We start from the raw sequence: 25,206 nt of genomic DNA, 5'->3' as shown, positions 1-25,206 counted from the left end.
ACCTTCCCCCCACAGACCTTTGCCGTGAAATTTCAGAAGATTCCCGCTCAAGCCAAGATGCATCAAGCGCAGACAGCTATCAATTACGAAGCATTTTTGCATGATCATCTGAACCAGCCGCACAACATCATGCGTTATGACAATGCGCATGAAACCCTATGGGTCAAGTGCGCAGGCAAGGGCAACCCAGCTCTCAACTACTGGCTGCTCAGCACGCTGGCCAAGCTCTTTAGCGCCCCCGTGCTGCAGCCCGTACCCAACCCCGGCGGCTCCGAGTCGATTCAGACCGAGGCACGCCGCTTGCGCAGCTTTAAAACCAAGGGACTGCGCGTGCCAGAAGTGCTGGCCACGACGCAGCAAGCCTTTGTGATGCGCCACCTAGGCCGCCCCGGCCAAGAAGCACCGTCGCTGAGCAATGCCATTGAAGACGCCATTGCCCAAGGCGCTGGCGCCACGCTCAAACTGTGGCAACAGGGCTTGGATGCGATTCACAACGTGCACAACCAAGGTGAGGTGCTTAGCCAAGCCGTGGCGCGCAACATGGTGGTCTGCGCTGATGGCGTAATTGGCTTTATCGACTTTGAAGACGACCCCGCTGCCCACCTGCCCCGTGCCGTGTGCATGGCGCGTGATGCACTGAACTACGCCCAATCCACCGCGCTGTTTTTGCAGCAAGCAGGCGCTATGGAGCAGGCAAAAGCGCTTTGGCTGGCCTTTGTTAAGCAACTGCCCGGCGATGCCCAGCAAGTGCTGGCAGGCACCGTTAAAAAGCTGAGCTGGGTGCGCATTTTGCCACGCAGCAAGAGTTTGGGACGAGACACGCTGCGCGTGTTGGCGGCGCATGAGTTACTCAATACGGCTGCTTAAAACCCACAAAAACTTCTTAAACAATAGCTACATGTCCTTTATTTGATTGGACTAGGCAACAAAAAAGCCCTGATCTTTCGAGCAGGGCTTTTGTTATTCAGCGCGAGGCTTTATCAAGCTTTCACAGCAGTTGGTTCAGGCACAGCCTGGCCATCGAGTACCGCGTTCAGCTGCTTCATGTCCACAGCCTTTTCCCACTTGGACACCACCACAGTCGCCACAGCGTTGCCGATGAAGTTGGTGATGGAGCGGCACTCAGACATGAATCGGTCCACACCCAAGATCAGCGCCATACCGGCTACGGGTACTTCAGGCACCACGGCCAGCGTTGCGGCCAGGGTGATGAAGCCCGCACCCGACACGCCTGCCGCGCCCTTGGACGACAGCATGGCCACCAGCAGCAGCATGATTTGCTGGCCCAAGCTCAGATCTACGTCGCAAGCCTGAGCGATGAACAGCGCAGCCAGCGTCATATAGATGTTGGTGCCGTCCAGGTTGAACGAGTAACCGGTAGGAACCACCAAGCCCACCACCGACTTCTTGCAACCGGCCTTTTCCATCTTTTCCATCAGCGATGGCAGAGCCGACTCCGAAGACGAAGTGCCCAGCACCAGCAAAATTTCTGCCTTCAGATAGCGGCACAGCTTGAAGACCGAGAAGCCGCACACACGCGCCACGATGCCCAAGATCACGGTAATAAACAGGAACGAGGTGATGTAGAAAGCCGCCACCAACTCCGCCAGATTCACCAGCGAGGACAGACCGAACTTACCAATCGTGAAAGCCATGGCACCGAAAGCGCCGATAGGAGCGGCCTTCATCACGATGTTGACCAGCTTGAAGATGGGGCCGGTCAGGGATTCGAGGAAGTTCAAAACCGGCTTGCCAGACGCACCCACCATGGCCAGAGACACGCCAAACAGCACGGCCACCAGCAGCACTTGCAAGATGTTGTCACCCACAAACGGGCTAATCAATGTCTTGGGGATGATGTCCAGTACAAACGCGGTCAGCGTCATGTCGTGCGTCTTGTTCACAAAGCCTTGCACGGCCTTCTGATCCAGATCAGCGGGGTTGATGTGCATGCCAGCGCCGGGCTGGAACACATTGGCCACGATCATGCCGACGATCAGCGCCAGCGTGGAGAAGGTCAGGAAGTACGCCATGGCCTTGCCGAACACGCGTGAGACGCTGCTCAGCTGGGTCATGCCAGCAATGCCGGTCACGATGGTCAAGAAGATCACCGGGGCAATGATCATCTTGATCAGCTTGATGAAAGCGTCGCCAAAAGGCTTCATCGCCGCGCCGTAAGCGGGCTCAAAGTGACCCAGCAAAATGCCAGCCACGATGGCGGCGACGACTTGAAAGTAAAGCTGGCGGTAAAACGGCAGCTTGAGCTTGGTCATTGCCTGAGCAGGTACATGCATACAAAAATTTCCGGAAAACTGGAGGGTGAGTCCAAAAACAAATGCACCTCTTGGGTGCCAATGCCCGGTTTGTACGTCCGTAACGCTTTTTTACCGATAACCCATTGGTATTAGATGCAGCCTCACTCCCTAGGAGAGCGAGCGCAAACCTAGGGAAATCCCTAGTGCTTGACAATCACCTCTGCCGCGCTTGGCCGCCCACACTGGATCTCTGCCTCATCGCCCCTCTGACCCACCCTCTCACCCAACTGCTTCGCTCTGTGCCCCCATTTTTTCGAAGACTTGTGCGCCACCGCCTGCTGCTGACGCTATTCATCGTGCTCAGCGGCATGCTGCTGAGCATGTGGGCTGCCAGCCATATTGCGCTGCAAACCTCGCTGCAAAAAGAAAGTCAAGGCGTGCAACGCCAGCTCACGCTCTACGCCCAAGCCATGGTGCAGCGCGTGGACCGCTACCGCACCCTGCCCAAGGTGCTGGCGCTAGACACCGAGCTTAAAAACGCCCTCAGCCAGCCCTTGAGCGCAGCCGATGTGGATGTCATCAATCGCAAGCTAGAGCTGGCCAACGGCGCTAGCCACTCCTCCACCCTCACCCTCATCGACAAGCATGGCATGGCGCTAGCCTCCAGCAACTGGCGCGACGCGCGCAGCAACGTGGGCGAGGATTACAGCTTTCGCCCCTATGTCACGCAGGCGCTAAGCCAAGGCAGCGGGCGCTTTTACGGCATTGGCTTGACGACCGGCTTGCCCGGCTACTTTTTATCTCAGGCCATTCGCGCAGATGACGGCACGGTGATTGGGCTCATTGCTATCAAAATCATTCTCCAAGAGCTAGAAGGTGAGTGGCGTCAGTCACCCGATATCGTGCTTGCATCAGACGAAAACGGCGTGCTCTTTCTCGCCAACCGCGATGAATGGCGCTATGGCCTGCTCCAGCCCCTGTCTGCCAAAGCCGCACAGCACATACAAGACACGCAGCAATACGCAGATCAAACCCTGCAAGCGCTGAGCTACCGCATCAGCCCCGCCGCACAGGGCAATGAAGGCGTGCTGGCCTCCTTTAGCCAACCTAAGCTCAGTGACTCCGTGCTCTGGCTGCGCACCAACTTGCCCAATAGTGCTTGGCAGTTGCACCTGCTGCATGACATCACGCAAAGCCAAGCCGCCAGCCGCTGGGCCGCGCTAAGCGCTGGCGGGCTGTGGCTGGCTGCATCGCTGCTGGTGCTCTACATCCGCCAGCGCCAGCGGCTGGCAAGCCTGCGCCAACGCAGCCGCAAAGAGCTGGAGACCGTCCTCAACCAGCACGCCCAAGAGCTGCGCACCGCACAAGACGGCATTGTTCAAGCCGCCAAGCAGGCCGACACCGGCCTCTCGCGCAGCCTGCAGCACCTGCCCCAAGGCGTGGTGGTGGTTGACCCGCTGCTGCGGCTGGTTGCATGGAACTCGCGCTATGTCGAGCTGTTTCGCTACCCACCGAGCCTGATGCGCGTGGGCCAGCCCATTGAAGCCCTGATACGCCACAACGCCAAGCGCGGGCTGCTGGGCAAGGGCGATGTGGACCGGGCCGTGCAGCGGCGCTTGGAGCATTTGCGCAGCGGCAACGCCCATCTGCATGAAAGTGCCAAGGGCGATGGCACGGTGCTGGAGATTCGCGGCAACCCCCTGCCCGATGGCGGCTTTGTCACCAGCTATGCCGACATCACCAGCTACAAAAACACGGCGCGTGAGCTGCGCAATCTGGCCGACACGTTAGAGCAGCGCATTGCCGAACGCACCCACGATCTGGCCCAAGCCAAGCAAGAAGCAGAGCGCGCCAACCGCTACAAAACCCGCTTTGTCGCCTCCGCCGTGCACGATCTGCTGCAGCCGCTCAATGCCGCGCGCATCTTCACCAGCTTGCTGCCCGCCCATTTGCACGACGAAGCCGGGCGCCAACTAGCCCAGCGGGTGGATAAGTCTTTGGCATCGCAAGACGCCATTCTCACCAGCTTGCTCGATATCTCGCGCATGGAATCAGGCCAGCTTGAAGTGCGTGTGCGCGACTTTGCTCTGAGCTCCTTGCTGGAAGTGGTGCACAACAACTTTGTCCTGCAGGCCGAGCACGAGGGTCTGCTTTTGCACAGCGTGCCCAGCCGCCTTGTCGTGCGCAGCGATGAAGCCCTGCTGCGCCGCATCCTGCAGAACTTTGTCTCCAACGCCATCCGTTACTCACGCACAGGCCGCATCGTTGTGGGCTGCCGCCGTGAGAGCAGGCCCCATGGCGACCATATCCGCATTGAAGTTCATGACCAAGGCCCCGGCATTCCAGCAGCCCTGCAAAAAGAAGTTTTTGAAGAATTTCGCCGCCTAGACGAAGGCCACGCCGACGACCGCGGCACAGGCTTAGGGCTTGCCATTGTGGAGCGCCTAGGCAAGCTGCTGGGCCATGAAATTGGCCTGCGCTCCACCCTTGGCAAAGGCAGTGTCTTTTGGGTGAGCGTGCCTTTGGGCAACGCTGCGGCAGTCGCACCCGCACTGCAAGAACCATCGCCGAGCACGCGCAGCGACAGCCCCCTGCAAGGCGCTGCGGTCTGGTACGTCGAAGACGACCCCGCCACACGCGACGCCACCTGCGCCCTGCTGCAGCGCTGGGGCTGCGAAGTACCGCTGGCCGCCAATGCGCCAGAAGCACTGGCGTTTGCCCAGCCCGGCAACGCGCCGCAACTGGTGCTGCTAGACGTGCATCTGGGCCAACTCTATGGTCCCGATGTCTACGCCCAACTTTGCGAGCGCTGGGGCCAGCAGCCACCCGTCATCTTGCTCACAGCCGAGGGCGACAGTACCCTGCGCCGCCAAGCGGCAGAGCGCGGCTGGGGATTTTTGGCCAAGCCGGTGAGGCCGCCTGCGCTGCGGGCGTTGATGAGTCAGACGTTTTTGCGGGGACGGGAAGGTGGCGACTCTTAAGCGCGACTGGCGGCAAATTAATCTTGCCATGTCGCCAGCGACAGAGGCCGGGTCTCGCCCCGGCTGGCGACCTTCTTTTCTTGCTCGTGCAAGCAAAGAAGGCAAAAGAACACGCCCCCTACTGTCTGCGTCCCTGCGCTGCGCTACGGGCAAACCTGCGTCACGCAATTCAGTCTGCGGTGCCGCCCAACTCGCTGGGCGGCTTTGCCGCTTCGCTCAGACAAACGGCGGCAATTCAGATGACGAAGCAACGCTGTCCTTCGGCAGCGTTGCCCGCAGCCTGAACCGCGTGCCGCAGGCACAGACACAAGGGGTGGAAACCGGGAACGGACGGCCTGCCTGATTTGTGACGAAATTAGCTTCTAGTGCTTATTCCACCTTGGGTAGCAGCTATTAAAACGATAAAGAAGCTATCTGGCTGCCCGCATTCGGTATCTCGCCCCTTGTGCCCACGTCTGCGACGGCAAGTTCTTGGGGCTGGCAGTTGCACCGCAGAGTGCAACTGCATCGTCATCTGACTTGCGGCCGTTTGTTTGTACGAAGTGCCGCAGGCACGCAGTGAGTTGGGCCGCGCAGCCCCAAGAGCTTGACGGCGCAGGTTGCCCGCAGGCGCAGCCGAAGGGTCGTGGATAGTAGGGATGCGGCTCTTTGCCTACTTTCTGGCAGCAGAAAGTAGATTGCCCGCCGGGGCGAAACCCGGCTCCTGTCCGCAAATCAGGCATAAGGTCAAATCAGCCTCTAGTGCTTATACATATTGCACTAACCGCTATCAAAAAAGACAGCCCTCACACCTCGTGATCGTTCTCCAGACTCTTCACCAGCACCGCCGCCTGCGTGCGTGAATAACACTCCAGCTTTTTCAGCACCGCCGTCACATGCACCTTGACCGTGTTTTCAGCCAAGCCGAGTTCATGGGCAATTTGCTTATTCAACAAGCCATCAGCAATGCACAGCAGCACCCGAAACTGCTGGGGCGTGAGCTGGGCCAACCGCGCTGCCAAGCTGGCGTCAGCTTCAGAGCGCTCAGCCACCATAGAAGGAAAGCTCACATCACCATCGAGCACATCGTCTATAGCCGCACTCATGTCTTCAGCGGCGGCGGACTTGGAGATAAAACCGGCTGCACCAAACTGCTGGGCGCGGCGGATGATGCGTGAGTCGTCGTTCGATGAAATGATGATGACCGGCACCTGCGCATACTCGCCGCGCAGATGCAGCAGCGACGAGAAGCCCCGTGCGCCGGGCATGGCCAGGTCCAGCAGCACCAGCTCAATCTCAGGGTGTTCTTGCATGGCAGCGCCCACGGTCTGGGCACTGGCCGCTTCAACAATGCGAAATTGTGGATAGCGGTCGCGCAACACCTGAATCAGCGCGGCGCGAAACAGCGGGTGATCATCGGCAACAAGAAGTGTGGGCTGGGACATGGCCGCAAGTCTGCCATGCTCGCCCTTTACTGGGCACGGCTGGGACTATCGCAGCACTCACATTGCCCAGATTCGAGGCGTTGCACCTTGCAGCTTCCAGAGCTCTTTCCTCCAAAAATCCCACACAGTTTTCCACAGCATCATCACAGGCTCAACCACAGGTGATACACCGCGCAAAATCAGCATGTTTTCATTGGGAGATGTGACACCACTAAAGACTCCAGCAGGGCCTGCCGAGAGCAATTCGTGCGTGCCTTCCAGCAAGGTCTCGCGCTGCTGGCGGGTGATGGGGGTTCCGCTGGCAAAAATCAAGCTGCCCAAACAGCGATGGCCGGCCAACCCCAAGTCGCCATTGAGCAAAAAATCATCGTGAGCATTGACCACGCCGCGCTCTAAAAAACGGTTGGGCCATTCCATATGCTGCTCAAACGAGCCTGAAACATAAGGCTGCGCCGCCAATGGCAAACCCAGCGCAGTGACATCCCAAGTCAGCAGCTGCGCACCCTCTTGCAGCTCAAACTCCAGATGGTTCATGGCATCGCAAGCGTTGTAGGCAATAGCCTCCAGCGGCAGCCATTCCAAGCGCGAGCCTTTTTCCAGATGCAGCTTGGTGCGCTGCAAAGCACGCTGCCCATTGCTTTTGTAAAAACGCGTGGCGCCGGGCGTGGTGATCAACGCATGCGCGCCTTCGCTCACGTGCACATCAATGTCCAGCACATCGCCGCCGACCAAGCCGCCGGGCGGATGCACCAGCACGTTGTGGCAAATGCTATGGCCTTCTGGGTACAGGCTTTTAAGGATGCGCAGCGGCCCATCGTGCGTGAAGTGCACTGATGTTTTATCCGCTTGATGCGTGTAATTCAGCGCCAACTTCGCATTCCAAGTCATAGGCTCTCCTTATAGGTTGAATGAGTGCGGCAAACACCACCGGGCAAACCAAAGGTTTGCGTTTGAGATCAGATGGCCACCAACGACCGCACATTCTTGGCCTGCATCTCGCTGCCCGGGCCAGAGGCAATCACCTCGCCACGCTCCATCACCACGTAGTGATCGGCCAATTCTTCGGCAAAGTCGTAGTACTGCTCGCAAAGCAAGATTGCCACCGGCTCGCCGTTCAAGCCGCGATCAGCCAGCATGCGAATGACGCGGCCAATGTCTTTGATGATGCTGGGCTGAATGCCTTCGGTGGGCTCATCCAGAATCAAAATTCTGGGCTGCGGCGCCAGTGCGCGGGCAATGGCCAGCTGCTGCTGCTGACCACCTGATAGATCGCCACCGCGGCGGTGCAGCATTTGCTTGAGCACAGGGAAAAGCTCAAACAACTCAGCCGGAATTTTGCTGCGCGCCGAGCAGTAGGACAGACCCATGCGTAAGTTATCTTCCACCGTCAGCCGCGAGAAGATTTCGCGACCCTGCGGCACATAGCCAATGCCGCTGCGCGCGCGCTCATACGGCGTTTTTTTGGCGATGTCTACGCCCTGCCATTGCACACTGCCGCTTTTGATGGGCACCAAGCCCATCAGGCTTTTGAGCAGCGTGGTTTTGCCCACGCCGTTGCGCCCCAACAGTACGGTGACCTTACCGACTTCTGCCTGAATGTTCACATCCCGCAAGATGTGCGAGCCGCCGTAGTACTGGTGCAGATTTTTAACTTTAAGCATTTTTGGACTCTGGTCAGTTATTCATCATGACTTGCAGCTATCAAATGAATAGCTATCGTCCCAAATACACTTCAATCACTCGCTCATCGGCTTGCACCTCGGCCAGCGTTCCTTCAGCCAGAACCGAGCCATCACACAGCACCGTGACCTTCTCGCTGATGGTGTCGATAAAGCTCATGTCGTGCTCCACCACCATGAGCGAATGCTTGCCTTTGAGCGTGAGAAACAGCTCGGCTGTGCGCACGGTTTCTTCATCCGTCATACCGGCGACAGGCTCGTCGAGCAGCAGCAGCTTGGGCTCTTGCACCAGCAGCATTCCAATCTCCAGCCACTGCTTTTGACCGTGGCTGAGCAGGCCCGCTTGGCGCGTCACACTGTCTGCCAGATGAATGGTGTGCAGTACCTCGGCAATGCGATCTTTTTGCGCGCCGCTGAGCTTGAACAGCATGGACGCCACGATGCCTTTGTGCGTTTTCAGCGCCAGCTCCAGATTCTCAAAAACACTCAGCTCGGCAAACACCGTGGGCTTTTGAAATTTGCGGCCAATGCCCATGGCCGCAATCTCGGGCTCGCTGTAGCGCAGCAAATCGATGGTGGAGCCAAAGAACACCGTGCCGCTATCCGGGCGGGTCTTGCCGGTGATGATGTCCATCATCGTGGTCTTGCCCGCACCGTTGGGGCCGATGATGCAGCGCAGCTCGCCGGGCGCAATGTCCAAGTTCAGACCCTTGATGGCCTTGAAGCCATCAAAGCTCACATGCACGTCTTCAAGGTAGAGGATGCGACCGTGGGTCACATCTACCTCGCCCGAGATGACAGGGCGCGCCATGCTGGCGTTGCGGCCGCCGGATTCGGTATTGCGTGCGGCGCTCTGTGCAGCGTTCTGTGCGGCTTGATAGTCAGCCAAACGCTGCGCGCCTTCTTGCATCAGGTCGGGAGTCATGCGCTGACTCCTTTGAGGTTTTCTGACGCGTCTTGAGCGGGCTGGGCATCACCGGCGCGATGGTTCACCGCTTGCGCTTTGCGCTTGTCCAGCCACTCGCGAATTTGCTGGGGCAAGCGAATCACGCCGCCGGGCATGAACAGCGTGACGATGATGAACAGCGCGCCCAGCACGTACAACCAATATTCAGGCGCAGCCACCGTAAGCCAGCTCTTGCCGCCGTTGACGGCAAAGGCGCCGATGATGGGGCCGACTAGCGAAGCACGCCCACCCACTGCCGTCCAGACCGCCATTTCGATGGAATTGCCCACGCTCATTTCACTGGGGTTGATGATGCCCACTTGCGGCACATACAGCGCCCCCGCCAAGCCGCACATCATGGCCGAGATGACCCAGATCGACAGCTTGTAAGGCAGCGGGTTGTAGCCGCAAAACATGGTGCGTGTTTCTGCATCACGCACGGCCTGCAGCACGCGGCCATACTTGCTGCGAATCAACCAGCGCGAAAACAAAAAGCAGCCCAGCAACGCCAAGCCCGACAGCGCAAACAGCAGCACCTGCATGCGCTGAGAACTTAGCGAGAAACCTAGCAGCGTTTTAAAGCCGGTAAAGCCATTGTTGCCGCCCAAGCCTGTCTCGTTGCGAAAGAACAGCAGCATGGCGGCATAGGTCAGCGCCTGCGTGATGATGGAAAAATACACGCCTTTGATGCGCGAGCGAAAGGCGAAATAACCAAACACGCCGCCAATCAACCCCGGCACCAACAACACCAGCAGCGCGGTGGCGACAAAGCTGTGCGACAAGGCCCAGTGCCAAGGCAATGCCTTCCAGTCCAGAAAGCTCATAAAGGCAGGCAGCGCATCGGGGCCCGCGGCTTCGCGCATGAGGTACATGCCCATCACATAGCCGCCCAACGCAAAGAACAGGCCGTGGCCTAAGCTCAAAATGCCGGTATAGCCCCAGATCAAATCAATGGCCAGCGCGCAGATGGCGTAGCACATGAACTTGCCCAGCAAGCCCAGCATGTAGTCGGATAGATGCAGCGCACTGCCTTCAGGCACCCACAAATTCAGCGCGGGAGCCACGGCGCAGACCACGATCAGCGCGACCAAAAAACCCGCCCAGCCTTTGCCGCTGAGCAAACGCTCTGGCGCTGGGAGTTGAAAAGAGGTGTTTGTGTTCATAGGTCAGGCTTCCGCGCTGCGGCCTTTGAGAGCAAAAATTCCTTGGGGACGTTTCTGGATAAACACCACGATGAACAGCAGCACCGCAATCTTGGCCAGCACCGCACCTGTCCAGCCTTCGAGCAGCTTGCTGAGCACGCCCAGACCCAAAGCGGCATACACCGTGCCTGCGAGTTGGCCCACACCGCCCAAAACCACCACCAAAAAGCTGTCCACGATGTAGTTCTGACCCAAGTCAGGGCCTACGTTGCCAATCTGGCTCAAGGCGCAACCGGCTAGGCCTGCAATGCCCGAACCCAGCGCAAACGCATAGGTGTCGGTGCGGGCCGTGTTGACGCCCACGCAAGAGGCCATGGCGCGGTTTTGTGTGACGCCGCGCACAAACAAACCCAGACGTGTTTTGGCAATCATGAAAGCCACGGCGCCCAATACGGCAAAGGCGAAAACGATGATGGCAATGCGGTTGTAAGGCAGCGTGAGGTTGGGTAGCAGCGCAATGCCGCCGCTCATCCAAGCCGGGTTTTCGACGCCCACGTTTTGCGCGCCGAAAAGGCTGCGCACGGTTTGCTGCAGCACCAAGCTGATGCCGAAAGTGGCCAGCAAAGTTTCAAGCGGGCGACCGTACAAAAAGCGAATCACGCCGCGCTCAAGCACCGCGCCCACGAGAGCCGAAGCCATAAACGCCACTGGAACTGAAGCCACCAAATACAAGCCAAAAGCAGCTTCAGGCAAAAATCGCTGAAAAGCGACTTGCACCAAGTACGTGGCGTAGGCGCCGATCATGATCAGCTCGCCATGCGCCATGTTGATGACGCCCATCAAGCCATAGGTAATGGCCAGCCCCAGCGCAGCCAGCAGCAGCACCGAACCCAGACTGATACCGCTAAACGCAGCGCCCAGCCGCTCGCCCCACGCCAGCTTTTCGGCAATGCCTGCCAGTGCTGCGTTGATGGCTTTTTGCACCGCAGGATCTGTCTCGTCGGCCAAGCGCTGATTGAGCAAAAGCTGGGTCTCTGGCGTCTGCGCCTGAGCCAGTTGCGCCGCGGCTTGCAGGCGCTGCTGCGGGTCCTCGCTTTGCAGCAAGCTGGCAGCTTTGACGCGGCTCAGCAGCGCTTTGACTTGTTCATCCGTCTCACTGGCCAGCGCCTTGTCAATCAGCGCAAGGCGCTGCACATCGGGCTCAGCGGCCAGCTTGCCAGCCGCAATGCGGCGCGCTGCCACATCGCGGCTACCCAAGGCCAGCGCGGCCTGCGCTGTGTCGATGACAGAGCGCATGTAATTGTTGTTGACGACTTCTTCGGCATCCACCGGCAGTTTGGCGCCCTGCCCTGTCGCCGGGTCTATCGCGGCATCGCCGCTGACCACATAGGCCTTGCCTTGTGCGACCTGCACCTCGTCGTTGGCAAGCGCTTGAAGGTAAGTCGCAAGGCGCTCACCATCCATCTGAGCATCAGGGGCCAGTACCGCCTGATTGATGGCCTGCACGCGCTGCTCGGTGTCGTCGGCCGCAGCCATTGCATAGGCTTGCTCGGCAGTCAGCGCGTGGCTGGAAACGCTCAGCAACGCGCCTAAGCTTGCGGCCAGTGCCCATCTCCATGGCTTGCTCAGAAGGTTCATATTAATTTCTAATCATTTTTGTGCTGAAGCCTTTTCACTTCAAGCACATGTAGCTATCTTTTTTAAAGCCACTCTAGAGCCACTCTAAGGACCGGAGAGCCCACCAGACCCCTCCAGTCCACGATTCACGCTAGCGCTGAATCAAGAGCTTTTGCCATTCGGTTCATCTTTCTTTTTGTCGTTACCTTCGATGAAAGGACTCCATGGCTGGGCCTTGATAGGACCCTTGGTCTTCCAGACCACGCCGAACTGCCCGTCCGCCTTGATTTCACCCACCATCACGGGCTTGTGCAGGTGGTGGTTTTTCTCGTCCATCTTCAAAGTAAAGCCGCTAGGCGCTGCAAAGGTCTGGCCGGCCATGGCGGCGATTACCTTGTCTGTGTCTGTGCTCTTGGCTTTTTCAACGGCCTGCTTCCACATGTGAATGCCGACCCAAGTCGCTTCCATCGGGTCGTTGGTCAAAGGCTTGTCTTTGTGGCCGGCAATGTTCTTGGCCTTGGCATAGTCGCCCCACTGCTTGATGAAAGCGGTGTTGGCGGGGCTCTTGACGCTCATGAAATAGTTCCACGCAGCCAGGTGACCCACCAGCGGCTTGGTGTCCACACCGCGCAGCTCTTCTTCGCCCACGCTGAAGGCGACAACCGGCACATCCTTGGCCTTCAAGCCGGCATTGCCCAGCTCTTTGTAGAAGGGCACGTTGGAGTCGCCGTTGATGGTGGAGATCACTGCGGTCTTGCCGCCGGTGGAGAACTTCTTCACATCGGCCACGATGGTTTGGTAATCGCTGTGGCCAAACGGGGTGTAGGTTTCCATGATGTCGGAATCCTTCACGCCATTGGACTTGAGGAAGGCGCGCAGAATTTTGTTGGTGGTGCGCGGGTACACATAGTCAGTGCCCAGCAGCACAAAGCGCTTGGCGCTGCCGCCTTCTTTGCTCATCAAATATTCGGCGGCCGGAATAGCTTGCTGGTTGGGCGCAGCGCCGGTGTAGAACACGTTTTTCGACAGCTCTTCACCCTCGTACTGCACGGGGTAGAACAGCAGGCCATTGTTTTGCTCAAACACGGGCAGCATGGATTTTCGCGACACGCTGGTCCAGCCGCCAAACACCACGGCCACCTTGTCTTGCGTGATCAGTTGCTTGGCTTTTTCCGCAAACAAAGGCCAGTTCGACGCGGGGTCCACCACCACAGGCTCTAACTTTTTGCCCAGCACACCGCCCTTGGCGTTGATGTCCTCAATCGCCATCAACACCGTGTCTTTGAGCACCGTCTCAGAGATCGCCATCGTGCCTGAGAGGCTGTGCAGCACGCCGACTTTGATGGTGTCCGCTGCCAGTACCTGAGAAGTCAAACCAAGGCCCAAAGCCATAGCTGCAGCCAGTGTTGTGAGGGTTCCGCGACGATTCATTTCAGCACTCCCAGGTGATGTTGTTCGGTCACATTGACCGCATCTCCTCAAGTGCAAGTACCGTGCCAGTGTTTTAGTGCCTCAAATCGCGTATTGATGCACCACATAAAGACTTAAAGCGGCGTTTTGCCCCATTGAGGTGCAGATCTATGCATCACGCTCAATGCGCCGAAAATTTCAGCAGATATTCGTAACTGTGCTGAGTTGTTTTGACATCACCTTGCACCTCTTGGCGCCAAATAGCCTGCAGGGCATTACTGCCCGCTGCAGGTTTCATCGTTGCCATGCCTTGCGCATCGCTCAGAGTCGGCGTGCCGCTTTCACCCCAAGACAGGCGTGCGCCCGCCAGAGGCTTGCCGTTAAGCAGCACCTGCAGTTTGAGCGGCTGGCCTGCGTGCGGCGCCTGCCCAGTCAGCGGCACGACTTCAAACATCTGGCCCAGCGGCTTTTGCATCACCGCGCCCCACTGCACCACCGTCTTGTGAAACTTGCGCGCATACACGCCGCGCACCGCGCCGGGGTTTTTATCCATGGATAGGGGCAGCATGTCGCCATCGGGCTTGGCGCTGCTGAAGTAACCGTTGTCCAGCTCCACCGCAATCAGCGCCGCCTTGGCATCGGGCTTGACACGAATTCCGCCGCGCACGTTCTGAACCTCGCAATTCACATCGCGCCCGCGCAGGTCATAGGCATGCACGCGCTGCAGCTTGGCCGGGTCAAAGGTTTCGGTTTTGCCTTCATGGCCACCAAACTGCATGACATAGCCGCCTTGGGTATCAGGCTCCAACCACACGTTGTGGGCATACACAGGATTGGCGCTAAGCAACCACGCTGCAGCGGTGGTGCAAAGAATGCGTGCGATCACGCTTTTACGGGTCAGGGGCTGAGACATGAAAACTCCAAAATTCATAGCGAGAACGACAAGCCTGCTGCACGCTGCACGACCTGCAACTCCAGATAGCCATGAGATTGAGCCTTCACTCTTAAGCCACCCTCGAGCAGCATCACTCGCTTAAGTGGCTGCGCATTTTTTATTGATAACCAACGCTTGTTCATACCTCTGAAAAAGCAAAGTCCGTGCCACTCCATGCACCATCAAGGCTCCAAACTCGCACCAAAAAGTGGATAAAGCACCATCACATCTTCATTGCGGTGCAGATAGACAGTTTGTGCGCACCAACTCAGTGCCAGATCTGCACCAGCATGCAGCCCAGCAAGACCCGCCACTGGCATGGCACTTGCTAACAGACAAGGCATGGAACTCACACCCCGAGAAAAAGACAAGCTGCTGATCTTTACCGCTGCCCTGCTCGCAGAGCGGCGCAAGGCGCGTGGCCTCAAGCTCAACTACCCGGAGTCTGTGGCGCTCATCAGCGCCTTTGTGATGGAAGGAGCACGCGATGGCCGCACCGTCGCCCAGCTGATGAGCGAGGGCCGCAGCGTGCTGACACGTGCCGATGTGATGGAAGGCATTCCCGAAATGATTCCCGACATTCAAATCGAGGCCACCTTCCCCGATGGCACCAAGCTCGTCACCGTACACGAGCCCATTGCCTGAACCTGGCCCTCGCCACATTTCAAGCCATTCAGCCCTCAAGCCCTTATCCATCAAGCGTAGACAGCTATGAAATTCAAAAATCTTCTCCTTTCTACAGCTGCCACTGCGGCGGCCCTGCCCCTGTCTGCACTGGCCCATGTGGGTGCTGATGGCGGCGGTCATCACCATTTTCTGGACAGCCTGACGCATGCCTTTGCCCACCCCTTCACGGGAGCAGATCATCTGGCCGCCATGCTGGCCGTGGGCGCGTGGAGCGCGCTGACCGCGCCCAGCCTGCGCACCGCATGGCACGCCCCTGCCGCCTTTGTAGCGCTGCTGGTTGCCGGTGCGCTGGCAGGCTTTGCGGGCCTGTGGGTGCCGGGCGTTGAGCCGATGATTGCCGCATCGGTGCTGGTGCTGGGCCTGCTCGTGCTGGTACAGAAAAAAATGCCTTGGGCAGCAGCCGCCGCGCTGGCAGGCCTGTTCGCTTTCTTTCACGGTGCAGCCCACGGTTTTGAGCTGGCTGGCGGCAGCGGCATGGCTGCAATCGGCGCCTTGGCGGGCATTGCACTGGGCTCGGCCACGCTGCATATCGCAGGCATGGTGCTGGGTCATGCCGTCATGCAGCGCCACCAATGGGTTGCCAAGTGGGGCGGCGCAGCTACAGCGGCTTTTGGCGCATTCATGTTGACACGCTTGGCGTAAGGAGGTCTGCATGATTCCCGGTGAACTACTGCTGGATGCAGGCGCACATGAACTCAACCCCGGCCGCACGGTCACTACGCTGGTGGTGCAAAACGCCAGCGAGCGGCCGATTCAAGTCGGCTCCCACTATCACTTTGCGGAGACGAACGCAGGCCTGTCGTTCGACCGCGAGGCCGCCCACGGCAAGCGCCTGAACATCGCCAGCGGCATGGCCGTGCGTTTTGAGCCGGGTCAGCAGCGCACGGTGGAGTTGATAGATATCGGCGGTGATCGCCAGATTTACGGCTTTCGCGGCCTGATTCAAGGGAGCTTGTAATGGCCACAATGGACCGACGCGCCTACGCAGAAACCTTTGGCCCCACCGTGGGCGACCGCCTGCGCTTGGCCGACACCGACCTCATCGTTGAGGTTGAAAAAGACTTCACCTTGAACGCCGGTGGCTATGGCGAGGAAGTGAAGTTTGGCGGCGGCAAAACCATTCGCGACGGAATGGCCCAAAGCCAGCGCACGCGGGACGGGACGGGAACAGGCCCCTGCGGTGGCGGCGCCGTCGATACCGTGCTGACCAACGCCCTGATCCTCGACCACTGGGGTATCGTCAAAGCCGACATCGGCCTCAAAGACGGGCGCATCTGCGCCATTGGCAAAGCGGGTAATCCAGACACCCAACCGGGTGTGGACATCATCATTGGCCCGGGCACCGAAATCATTTCTTGCGAAGGCAATATCGTCACCGCAGGCGGTATTGATACCCACATCCACTTCATTGCCCCGCAGCAGATTGAAGAGGCCTTGACCAGCGGCGTGACCACCATGATTGGCGGCGGCACAGGCCCCGCCACCGGCACCTTTGCCACCACCTGCACGCCCGGCCCCTGGCATATGGAGCGCATGCTGCAAGCGGCCGATGCCTTCCCCATGAACATTGGCTTTTTAGGCAAGGGCAACGCCAGCCTGCCCGCCGGTTTGCACGAGCAAATCAGCGCCGGTGCCATTGGCCTGAAGCTGCACGAAGACTGGGGCAGCACGCCAGCGGCCATCAGCAACTGTCTGGATGTGGCTGAGGAGACCGACACCCAAGTCGCCATCCACACCGACACGCTCAACGAAAGCGGCTTTGTGGAAGACACCGTGGCCGCCTTCAAGGGCCGCACCATTCACACCTTCCACACCGAAGGCGCGGGCGGCGGCCATGCGCCGGACATCATGAAGGTGGTGGGCGAGTCCAACGTGCTGCCTAGCTCCACCAACCCCACGCGTCCCTACACCATCAACACGCTCGATGAACACGTCGATATGCTGATGGTCTGCCACCACCTGGATGCAGGCATTGCCGAGGATTTGGCCTTTGCCGAAAGCCGCATCCGCAAGGAAACCATTGCGGCCGAGGACATCCTGCACGACATCGGTGCAATCAGCATGTTTAGCTCGGACAGCCAGGCCATGGGCCGCGTGGGCGAGGTGATTTTGCGCACCTGGCAAACCGCGCACAAGATGAAGCAGCAGCGTGGCCAGCTATCGGGAGACAGTGCCCGCCACGACAACTTCCGCGTCAAGCGCTACATCGCCAAATACACCATCAACCCCGCGATTGCCCACGGCATCAGCCATGAAGTGGGCAGCTTGGAGGTGGGCAAGTGGGCGGATATTGTGATCTGGAAGCCTGCGTTTTTTGGCGTCAAACCGTTTTGCATTTTGAAGGGCGGCAGCATTGCCATGGCCGCCATGGGCGACCCAAATGCATCCATCCCCACGCCCCAGCCCGTGCACTACCGCCCCATGTTTGCCAGCTTTGGCGGGGCGATTGCCAAAACCTCGCTCACCTTTGTCTCGCAAGCCGGTCTGGCCGCAGGCATTGGCCAGCGCTTCGGTTTGAGCAAAACACTGTCAGCCGTCAAAGGCATTCGAAGCGTGAAAAAGCAACACATGATTCACAACGATTTAGCGCCGCACATGGAGATCGACGCGCAAACCTATTCGGTGCGCGCCAATGGCGAGCTGCTGACTTGCGAGCCCGCCACCAGCCTGCCCATGGCGCAGCGCTACTTTTTGTTCTGAGCGGTTTGGTTCTGAACGGTATTCAGCGAAAACGCACTATCAGGATGCTGAACACCCTTGCCCGCAAACCACTGCAACCAATCGCTAGCCACAATCTGCGGCGCGTGTTGCACGGTGGCGGGCATGGCTTCATACACCAGCACCGTCATGGCCTGCTGACTGCCATCGATCCGCATCACGGGCAGCGTCAGAATGCGTTTGCGGTATTCGCCCACATCTTCTGGCCACAGGCCTTCGATGCGGTCCATTGCCTGTTCCAGCGCAGCGTTCATAGGGTAGACCTCGGCCAACACGCTTTGCGCTCCATTGAGCGTCAGACCGGGGTACCAGCCCAAGTCAAACAGACTTCCTATCAGCTGCGCTTTGCCCATGCAGACAATCCCCGGCTGCAGTCTGGCGATGTCGTTAACGCCACCTGCGCGCAAAGTGCCATAGACCGCTACAAAAGCTGCACCGCAGGCTTGCCAGCCCGTCGAAGGTTCTTTTTTCATTCCTGCATCCAGAGAGTTCTTCACAAGGTTTTTTTGCAGCAAAAATCACGCCAAACTATTGAAAATCCTGAGACGCCCGCTCCTATTTTTTGATCACTTCATGCTGACTGCCAACAAACTACTCCCACAAGGCCAAGGCCTATCTTCCGTGCTGCTCAAACGCGCAACAACCATGGAGCTGGACTGGGATGTACGCCAAAAATCACGCTTTGCGGCCACCGACAGCCAAGGCCGTGAGCTGGCCATCTTCTTGCCACGCGGCCAAGCCGTGCGCGGGGGTGATGTGCTTGTGGCCGAAGACGGCAGCCTTATTCGCGTGCTGGCAGCACCGCAAAAAATCCTGAAGATCACTGTCTGCGCCGAGCATGGCACACCGTTTGATTTGATGCGCGCAGCCTATCACCTGGGCAATCGTCATGTGCCGATTGAGCTGCAGCCCGATCACCTGAAAATCGAGCCCGACCATGTGCTGGCCGACATGCTGCGAAGCATGCACATGACCGTGGTCGAAGCCGATCTGCCATTTGAGCCCGAAGGCGGGGCTTATGGTGGTCATGTGACGAACGATGGGCACAGTCACCACCACGGGCACGGCCATGCTCACCCTCACGACCATGCCCACTGCAACGCAAAGCACGAGCACTGATGAGCTGGGTCTATTTAATTGCTGCAGGCCTGTGCGAGATTTTCTATGCCGCAGCCATGCCGCGCACCGAAGGCTTCACACGCCTGTGGCCAAGCCTGTTTTGCGCCGCCTTTATTGCGGCCAGCATGTATTTGCTGTCTCTGGCCACGCGCAGCATTCCCGTGGGTACGGCCTATGCGGTCTGGGTCGGCATCGGTGCGGTGGGCACGGCCATCTATGGCGTGATGTTTCTGGGTGAGGATCGCAGCTTGCCGCGCATGGCCTGTTTTGCCATGATTTTGATGGGCATTGTGGGCCTGAAATTTCTCAGCCTGCGCGGGGATGCTGCGTGAGTAGTAACGCCTCGTTGAGCCTTAACAGCAGCAGCTTTTTACAGCTGATGTGGCTGGCCTCGCCTGCGCTACCCATTGGGGGGTTTTCATACTCTGAGGGGCTTGAAGCCGCCATCAATGCTGAACTTGTCGCTACAGAAATACAAGCGTCTGACTGGCTGATGCAGCAATTGCATCTGACCCAATCACGCGGCGATATGGCCGTGATTGCGCAGGCCGTTGCAGCATGGCAGCAGAATGACCTGAGCCATGTAGCAGCACTGAACCAGTGGGTGCGAATTACCCGTGAAACCAGCGAGCTGCGCCTGCAAACCGAGCAAATGGGCAGGTCACTTACGGAGTGGCTCAAAAACCGTTACGCCGAAGAAGCTGAACGCTTGGACTCCATCACCTGGCTGGCCCAACAAGATGCCAGCTACCCCATTGCCTTCTCTTTTGCGGCTTTTTGCACAGGCGCTGCGTCCAAAGATGCGCTACTGGCCTATGCCTTTGGCTGGGCAGAAAACATGGTGCAAGCCGCCATCAAAGCCGTGCCTTTGGGCCAAAGCGCAGGTCAGCGCATTTTGGCGCGGCTGACGCAAGAAATTCCACAAGCTGTTGATTACGCACTGGCCCTGCCAGACAGCGGGCGGCAAGCCTTTTCACCCATGTTGGCGATTCTGTCTGCCCAGCATGAACACCAATACTCACGCCTTTTTCGATCATGAGCACTGCACTGCACCACATCCCCAACCGCACCAAAAAGCTGCCTCCCCTGCGTGTGGGCATTGGCGGCCCCGTGGGCTCGGGTAAAACCACCATTCTCGAAATGCTGTGCAAGGCCATGCGCGAGAAATGGGACTTGGTCGCCATCACCAACGACATCTACACCAAGGAAGATCAGCGCCTCTTGACCGTCAGCGGCGCGCTGCCTGCCGAGCGCATCATGGGCGTGGAAACTGGCGGCTGCCCGCACACCGCGATTCGTGAAGATGCATCCATCAACCTTGAAGCCATTGACCGCATGCTCAAGGACTTCCCCGATGCCGACATCGTGTTCATCGAGTCGGGCGGAGACAACTTGGCGGCAACTTTCAGCCCAGAACTTTCGGACCTGACCATATACGTCATCGACGTGGCGGCGGGCGAGAAAATTCCGCGCAAGGGTGGGCCCGGCATCACCAAGAGCGATCTGTTCGTCATCAACAAAACAGATCTGGCCCCGCATGTGGGCGCCAACCTGGACATCATGCGCAGCGACACCATCAAGCAGCGCACCACGCCCAAGGGACTCAAGCCCTTTGTAATGACCAACCTCAAAACGCTGGACGGACTCGATGAAGTGGTGGCCTTCATCGAAAAGCAGGGCCTGCTGGCGGCCTGATTTCAGGCGAAAAAAAGCCGCCTCAAACGGCGGCGTTTCTCTAACCAGCTCAATGATTACTGGTTTGCCAGGTCCAGATGAAACTCGCGAGCTTCTTGGATGAATTCGATCAGGGAATTGAAGGCTTGGCGCATGATGTACTTTCTGTGAAATCAAGAGATGCACTTCAAGCGATGGACAGTCTGCATCTCAAACACTGCCAGCACCGGGTTAACCCCTAAGTGTTAGCCCTTGAAATAAGTATAAACCACTACTTTTGCATTTGCAAACGCTCGTCTTGTAGGACAACACGGCGTTGCTCAAAAAAAGACATCTCGCTCAACATAATTCCTCCACTCAACCTCAACTTCTGCAATTAAATGCTCTGAATTTTCCAAAATCGCTGTGCTTTTTAACAGTACAGCGTGGGGCTTTCGCGTCGGCTGCTACGCTATAGCTTGTTGACAATGTTGAATGCGGGCTCACAACACCCGCAAGCGGAAAATAGACATGGCGCGTGATTTGGGTTTGCAGCAGATGGCCGAGCTTCCGGCTCATCGTATGAGCGTCGGTACCCTCGCCTTTGAGCTTCACCCATGTGGAGCCTGTGCATGAAATCCACATCGATAGGCGGCAGCACGCCCGCGCCCTGGAACATCACCACGATGAACCCGGCAGAAGCCCCTTGGCATCTGCTACTGCTGGCTGACCCCTCACGCGCGCGCATTAAACGCTACCTGCCCCACTCCACCTGTTTTGCGGCCCGGCACACTACGCAATTCACACCCAGCGGGCTAGGCACCTTGATTGGTGTCTGTGTATTAAGACCCAAAGACACGGAGCAAAAACAGTGGGAGCTGATGAATATCGCCGTGGCCACCGCTTGGCAGTGCAACGGCATTGGCTCCGCTCTGCTCAACCGAGCCATCCGTGAAATGCGCGAGCGCGGCGCACAGCAGTTAGAAGTGGGCACAGGCAGCTTCGGCGATCAATTGCTGTTCTATCAGCGCCTTGGCTTTCGCGTCACCGACATAGAGCCCGACTTCTTTTTGCATAACTACACCACCCCTCTATGGGAGCGCGGCGTGCAGCACAAGGACATGCTGAGGTTGACGCTGGAGTTATAGTCCCACGCTGCTTTAGCTAGGAAGGCATTCATGAAAGCGTATGGCCTACACAAAGGTCTGCAGCATCGGTCTACAACGCTTGTACCACGATCACTTCAAGCAAGATGCCATGCCCACACCTCACACCTCAACTCGCAAACCTGCTGTTAAGGCAATTTCTGCCCCCCAAGCTAAAAGCAACGCCAACGCCAACGCCATCGCCAAAGCCAAAGCGATAGCCCCTCAAGTCCCTGCAAAAATTGGCAGCACACCGCAAACCAAGTTTCGAGGTAACCCCGACATCTTTGGCCGCCTGGTGGAAGACCATGACCGCCACCGCGCTCTGCTGGCCATGATCTCTGCCACCAAAGGTGAATCACCAGAGCGAAAAAAACTCTTCAAGGAGCTGGTGAAAGAGCTCAAAAGCCATGCTGCCGCCGAAGAGCAGGCCCTATGGTCCAGCGTTATGCGCAACCCCAAGACCACAGACGATGCTCGCCACGCCGTGGGTGAGCACAAAGAAATCGACAAGATGCTGGACGATCTGGCCGCGCGCGACATGGCTTCTTCAGGCTGGCTGCGCCGCTTTGCCGGCTTGCATGAGGAATACCTGCACCACATCAAGGAAGAAGAGCAGGAGCAGTTTGTGCATGCACAGCGGCACCTGTCCGATACCGATGTGCGCTATATGAAGCAGGTCTTCAACCGCCGCAAAACCGAAGAGAAAGCAGCTGCCAAAGTCGTGAAGAAAATACGCCTCAAAGACTGAAATTGCTTCACTACTTCATAGCAGCGAGCGAAAGCGAAAAAGCCACTTTCAGGCGATATTTTCCTGAAAGTGGCTTTTTATTTACGCCCCCGCTCCTGATTCAGAAGCAGTCAAGGAATGAAAACAGATCAGCCCTTGTGCGCCCGGCGTGCACGCACTGCACCCGCCAGTTGCGCTAGCACAGGAATGGTCTGCTCCATGCTGATGCAGGCATCGGTCAGAGACACGCCATAGGCCAGCTCTTCGCCTTCCACGATATCCTGACGGCCTTCGTGAATATGGCTTTCAATCATCACGCCGGTAATGCGCGCATCACCAGCAGCAACCTGCTGGGCCACATCAGCAGCGACGTCAATCTGGCGACGGTGCTGCTTACTGCTGTTAGCGTGCGAGAAGTCAATCATAACCTGCGGACGCAGGCCGGATTTTTCCAGAATCTCGCTGGCTGCCTGCACATGGGCCGCGTCGTAATTGGGCGTCTTGCCCCCGCGCAGAATGACGTGGCAATCCTGGTTGCCACGCGTCTCGAAGATGGCGCTCTGGCCCATCTTGGTCATGCCCATAAAGGCATGTGAGGACTGTGCAGCCAAGATGGCGTCGCTGGCTACCTTCACGCCACCATCCGTGCCGTTCTTGAAGCCCACGGGGCAGCTCAGGCCACTGGCCAGCTGGCGGTGACTCTGGCTCTCCGTCGTGCGCGCACCAATGGCGCCCCAGCTGACAAGGTCGCTGATGAACTGCGGTGAAAGCAGATCGAGAAACTCCGTTCCCGAAGGCAGGCCCAGCTCCAGAATATCCAGCAGCAGACGGCGTGCCAGCTCCAGCCCTTCGTTCACGGCAAAGCTGCCATCGCGGTAGGGGTCGTTGATGTAGCCCTTCCAGCCCACCGTGGTGCGCGGCTTTTCAAAGTACACGCGCATAACGATGAGCAGATCGTCCTTGAGCGCATCGGCCTGCACCTTGAGCTGGCGAGCGTAATCCATGGCCTGATCGTGATCGTGAATCGAGCATGGGCCGACCACCACCACCAGACGGTCATCCTGACCATGCAGTACGCGCGAGATGGCTGCGCGGCTGGATTCGACCAGCGCGTAGGCTTGCTCGGTAATAGGCAGCCACTCTTCCAGCAGCGCGGGCGTGAGCAGCGGGCGCACGATCTTGATGCGCGTGTCATCGACGCGGGTTTTGTCCAGCGTGGTCAGCTTGGGGGTAGCGGGCACGGCCTTGCGCGGGGCCGGTGCAGTCGTGGAAGGCGTGGAGGAATTCATCCCCCATTGTCACCTTGCTCGGGCGGCTGTGCGCTCAGACCTGTTATTCGCCGCTGGAGAGCTTCATCAGCACCAGACCGCTGACGATCAGCACGGCTGCGCCCACGCGCATGGCACTGACTTGCTCGCCCAGCACCGTAATGCCCATCACAAAGGCACCCACGGCGCCAATGCCCGTCCAGATCACATAGGCCGTGCCCAGCGGCAGCGTGCGCATGGCAATCGACAGCAGGCCAAAGCTGGCAATCATTGCCACGATGGTGACAGCGCTGTATCTGAAGTGAGTGAAACCGTTGGACTGCTTCATGGTGAAGGCCCAGAGCACTTCAAGAACGCCGGCAATGAGCAGATAAACCCAAGCCATAGCAAACCTCTTTGGAGATGAATGGCCAGGTCGTCCCGGCAAGAAAAAGCCATGTGCAACACAGCGAAGCAAGGTCGTCCCTGCTGATGGAATGCTAACCGGGGGCGGCAAACCCGGGCCAGCCTTGGGTGGTTTAGGCGTCGCAGGGGCTGGTACTGGCTCTGGCAAATACTTGGTCCAACTCAACGATGCCGACACGCTGATGCTCACGCACAGTGAGCCTGACAAGCAACAAGGAGAGCTGACAAATGAACCGACTGCAAAACCGCGTCGCCCTGATTACTGGCGCAGGAGCTGGCATTGGCAAAGGCGTTGCCCGCCGCTTTGCCGCCGAGGGCGCTAGCCTGTGGCTGGCCGATATCAATGCCGAAACCTGCGCCGCAGCGGCGCGCGAAATCAGCGAAGAATTTGGCGTGCAAGTCGGCTACTTAGCAGCGGATGTCAGCGAACATGCGGCCGTGCAAACCATGGTCGATGCTGCGCTGGCGCACTTTGGCCGGGTGGACATTCTGGTCAACAATGCCTGGGGGCGCCGCCCCGGCGCCAAGCCAGGCTTTGCGCAGATAGAGACGCTCAGCGATCTGGATGCCGACTGGGCTTGGCGCATTGGTACGCAGTCAGCACTGTGGGCCATGCAGGCCGTCTTTCCCGGCATGAAGGAGCGGGGCTGGGGCCGGGTCATCAATATGTGCTCGCTCAATGGCGTCAACGCCCACCCTTATTCGGTGGACTACAACATGGCCAAAGAAGCGCTACGCACCCTCACCCGCTCCGCCGCGCGTGAATGGGCGTCCCATGGCATCTGCTGCAACGCTATCTGCCCCGGCGCAGCCACCGAGGCCTACAAAAAGTTCGCCACCGCTCAGCCCGATAACGCGGCCGACATGCTGCGCATGAACCCCATGGGCTACATGGGCGACCCCGAACGCGACATTGGCGGCGCAGCGCTCTTCTTGGCCAGCGATGACTGCTGCTATGTGACGGGCAACACCCTGTTTGTCGATGGCGGCAGCCATATCAATGGTGTGCCTTGGTTGCCCAAACAGAAATAAGCACTCTCAAAAAAATAGCTGCCTGCGCTTATCTAGCAAGCGCTGGCAGCTATTTTTAATG

At 58.5% G+C, this 25,206-nt stretch carries 25 protein-coding genes and 1 pseudogene; 13 read left to right on the top strand and 13 right to left on the bottom strand.

What is annotated here, in order from left to right:
* The first annotated feature begins 57 nt into the window (after positions 1 to 57).
* Positions 58 to 867: an RIO1 family regulatory kinase/ATPase gene (locus KUF54_RS13880; protein WP_219346412.1), complete on the top strand. Its 810-nt coding sequence runs from the start codon at positions 58 to 60 to the stop codon at positions 865 to 867.
* Between the two features lie 113 nt (positions 868 to 980).
* Here KUF54_RS13880 and KUF54_RS13875 read toward each other — a convergent pair whose 3' ends face one another.
* On the bottom strand, positions 981 to 2,294 hold the full coding sequence (locus KUF54_RS13875; protein ID WP_219343366.1) for a dicarboxylate/amino acid:cation symporter: 1,314 nt from the start codon (positions 2,292 to 2,294) through the stop codon (positions 981 to 983).
* A gap of 329 nt (positions 2,295 to 2,623) precedes the next feature.
* On the opposite strand from KUF54_RS13875, the gene KUF54_RS13870 reads away from it, so the two are divergent.
* Positions 2,624 to 5,236 carry a PAS-domain containing protein gene (locus KUF54_RS13870; RefSeq protein WP_219346411.1) on the top strand — a complete coding sequence of 871 codons (2,613 nt, stop codon included), beginning with the start codon at positions 2,624 to 2,626 and terminating at the stop codon, positions 5,234 to 5,236.
* A gap of 785 nt (positions 5,237 to 6,021) precedes the next feature.
* Here the strand turns inward: KUF54_RS13870 and KUF54_RS13865 are convergent.
* The 9 genes from KUF54_RS13865 to KUF54_RS13825 all read right to left on the bottom strand — a co-directional run bounded on the left by KUF54_RS13865 (position 6,022) and on the right by KUF54_RS13825 (position 14,732).
* Positions 6,022 to 6,660: a response regulator transcription factor gene (locus tag KUF54_RS13865; RefSeq protein WP_219343365.1), complete on the bottom strand. Its 639-nt coding sequence runs from the start codon at positions 6,658 to 6,660 to the stop codon at positions 6,022 to 6,024.
* Between the two features lie 57 nt (positions 6,661 to 6,717).
* Positions 6,718 to 7,548 carry an urease accessory protein UreD gene (locus tag KUF54_RS13860; protein WP_219343364.1) on the bottom strand — a complete coding sequence of 277 codons (831 nt, stop codon included), beginning with the start codon at positions 7,546 to 7,548 and terminating at the stop codon, positions 6,718 to 6,720.
* A gap of 68 nt (positions 7,549 to 7,616) precedes the next feature.
* Positions 7,617 to 8,321, bottom strand: a complete 705-nt coding sequence (urtE, locus tag KUF54_RS13855) for an urea ABC transporter ATP-binding subunit UrtE (protein ID WP_219343363.1) — start codon at positions 8,319 to 8,321, stop codon at positions 7,617 to 7,619.
* A gap of 52 nt (positions 8,322 to 8,373) precedes the next feature.
* Positions 8,374 to 9,264, bottom strand: coding sequence for an urea ABC transporter ATP-binding protein UrtD (gene urtD / locus KUF54_RS13850; RefSeq protein ID WP_219343362.1), 891 nt, complete (start codon positions 9,262 to 9,264; stop codon positions 8,374 to 8,376).
* Positions 9,261 to 10,448, bottom strand: a complete 1,188-nt coding sequence (gene urtC, locus KUF54_RS13845) for an urea ABC transporter permease subunit UrtC (RefSeq protein ID WP_219343361.1) — start codon at positions 10,446 to 10,448, stop codon at positions 9,261 to 9,263. The genes urtD and urtC overlap by 4 nt, the downstream gene beginning before the upstream one ends.
* A 3-nt stretch (positions 10,449 to 10,451) precedes the next feature.
* Positions 10,452 to 12,065: an urea ABC transporter permease subunit UrtB gene (gene urtB / locus KUF54_RS13840; protein ID WP_219343360.1), complete on the bottom strand. Its 1,614-nt coding sequence runs from the start codon at positions 12,063 to 12,065 to the stop codon at positions 10,452 to 10,454.
* A gap of 141 nt (positions 12,066 to 12,206) precedes the next feature.
* Entirely contained in the window at positions 12,207 to 13,475 is a 1,269-nt protein-coding gene (urtA, locus tag KUF54_RS13835; protein ID WP_219343359.1) for an urea ABC transporter substrate-binding protein, read from the bottom strand.
* Between the two features lie 160 nt (positions 13,476 to 13,635).
* The gene (locus tag KUF54_RS13830; RefSeq protein ID WP_219343358.1) at positions 13,636 to 14,367 is read right to left on the bottom strand and encodes a DUF4198 domain-containing protein; all 732 of its coding nucleotides are present in this window, start codon (positions 14,365 to 14,367) and stop codon (positions 13,636 to 13,638) included.
* A 203-nt stretch (positions 14,368 to 14,570) separates the two neighbouring features.
* Complete coding sequence (locus tag KUF54_RS13825) at positions 14,571 to 14,732, bottom strand: hypothetical protein (RefSeq protein ID WP_219343357.1); 162 nt, start codon at positions 14,730 to 14,732, stop codon at positions 14,571 to 14,573.
* Here KUF54_RS13825 and KUF54_RS13820 point away from each other — a divergent pair.
* The 4 genes from KUF54_RS13820 to ureC all read left to right on the top strand — a co-directional run bounded on the left by KUF54_RS13820 (position 14,731) and on the right by ureC (position 17,775).
* On the top strand, positions 14,731 to 15,033 hold the full coding sequence (locus tag KUF54_RS13820) for an urease subunit gamma (protein ID WP_099735397.1): 303 nt from the start codon (positions 14,731 to 14,733) through the stop codon (positions 15,031 to 15,033). The genes KUF54_RS13825 and KUF54_RS13820 overlap by 2 nt on opposite strands.
* A 66-nt stretch (positions 15,034 to 15,099) precedes the next feature.
* The gene (locus KUF54_RS13815) at positions 15,100 to 15,717 is read left to right on the top strand and encodes a HupE/UreJ family protein (protein ID WP_219343356.1); all 618 of its coding nucleotides are present in this window, start codon (positions 15,100 to 15,102) and stop codon (positions 15,715 to 15,717) included.
* 10 nt (positions 15,718 to 15,727) lie between these two features.
* Positions 15,728 to 16,033 (top strand): urease subunit beta, encoded by a 306-nt coding sequence (locus KUF54_RS13810; RefSeq protein WP_219343355.1) that lies wholly within the window; start codon positions 15,728 to 15,730, stop codon positions 16,031 to 16,033.
* Entirely contained in the window at positions 16,033 to 17,775 is a 1,743-nt protein-coding gene (ureC, locus tag KUF54_RS13805; RefSeq protein WP_219343354.1) for an urease subunit alpha, read from the top strand. Before KUF54_RS13810 ends, ureC begins: the two co-directional genes overlap by 1 nt.
* Here the strand turns inward: ureC and KUF54_RS13800 are convergent.
* On the bottom strand, positions 17,760 to 18,266 hold the full coding sequence (locus KUF54_RS13800; RefSeq protein ID WP_219343353.1) for a gamma-glutamylcyclotransferase: 507 nt from the start codon (positions 18,264 to 18,266) through the stop codon (positions 17,760 to 17,762). The genes ureC and KUF54_RS13800 overlap by 16 nt on opposite strands.
* Before the next feature lie 100 nt (positions 18,267 to 18,366).
* On the opposite strand from KUF54_RS13800, the pseudogene ureE reads away from it, so the two are divergent.
* From ureE to KUF54_RS13770, 6 genes and pseudogenes are all read left to right on the top strand, one after another.
* Positions 18,367 to 18,909, top strand: a pseudogene (gene ureE, locus KUF54_RS13795) (urease accessory protein UreE); the annotation flags it as partial.
* Positions 18,910 to 18,911: 2 nt separating this feature from the next.
* Positions 18,912 to 19,244 carry a multidrug efflux SMR transporter gene (locus KUF54_RS13790; RefSeq protein ID WP_219343351.1) on the top strand — a complete coding sequence of 111 codons (333 nt, stop codon included), beginning with the start codon at positions 18,912 to 18,914 and terminating at the stop codon, positions 19,242 to 19,244.
* A 47-nt stretch (positions 19,245 to 19,291) separates the two neighbouring features.
* Positions 19,292 to 19,951: an urease accessory protein UreF gene (locus tag KUF54_RS13785; protein WP_219346410.1), complete on the top strand. Its 660-nt coding sequence runs from the start codon at positions 19,292 to 19,294 to the stop codon at positions 19,949 to 19,951.
* Positions 19,948 to 20,607, top strand: coding sequence for an urease accessory protein UreG (gene ureG / locus KUF54_RS13780; RefSeq protein ID WP_219343350.1), 660 nt, complete (start codon positions 19,948 to 19,950; stop codon positions 20,605 to 20,607). Before KUF54_RS13785 ends, ureG begins: the two co-directional genes overlap by 4 nt.
* Before the next feature lie 590 nt (positions 20,608 to 21,197).
* Entirely contained in the window at positions 21,198 to 21,713 is a 516-nt protein-coding gene (locus KUF54_RS13775) for an N-acetyltransferase (RefSeq protein ID WP_219343349.1), read from the top strand.
* A 40-nt stretch (positions 21,714 to 21,753) separates the two neighbouring features.
* Positions 21,754 to 22,461 (top strand): hemerythrin domain-containing protein, encoded by a 708-nt coding sequence (locus tag KUF54_RS13770; RefSeq protein ID WP_219343348.1) that lies wholly within the window; start codon positions 21,754 to 21,756, stop codon positions 22,459 to 22,461.
* Between the two features lie 128 nt (positions 22,462 to 22,589).
* Here the strand turns inward: KUF54_RS13770 and KUF54_RS13765 are convergent, their stop codons facing one another.
* A complete protein-coding gene (locus KUF54_RS13765; protein ID WP_255576110.1) occupies positions 22,590 to 23,729 on the bottom strand; it encodes a 3-deoxy-7-phosphoheptulonate synthase in 1,140 nt (379 codons plus the stop codon).
* Positions 23,730 to 23,772: 43 nt separating this feature from the next.
* Complete coding sequence (locus KUF54_RS13760; RefSeq protein WP_219343347.1) at positions 23,773 to 24,093, bottom strand: multidrug efflux SMR transporter; 321 nt, start codon at positions 24,091 to 24,093, stop codon at positions 23,773 to 23,775.
* A gap of 248 nt (positions 24,094 to 24,341) precedes the next feature.
* Between KUF54_RS13760 and KUF54_RS13755 the strand changes: the two genes are divergently transcribed.
* Positions 24,342 to 25,145, top strand: a complete 804-nt coding sequence (locus KUF54_RS13755) for an SDR family NAD(P)-dependent oxidoreductase (RefSeq protein WP_219343346.1) — start codon at positions 24,342 to 24,344, stop codon at positions 25,143 to 25,145.
* Positions 25,146 to 25,206 lie beyond the last annotated feature (61 nt).

The sequence above is a fragment of the Comamonas sp. Y33R10-2 genome, assembly GCF_019355935.1.
GTDB lineage: Bacteria > Pseudomonadota > Gammaproteobacteria > Burkholderiales > Burkholderiaceae_C > Comamonas.
Note: the sequence above shows the minus strand (reverse complement) of the source record. Positions and strands in the feature narration are given on the sequence as shown.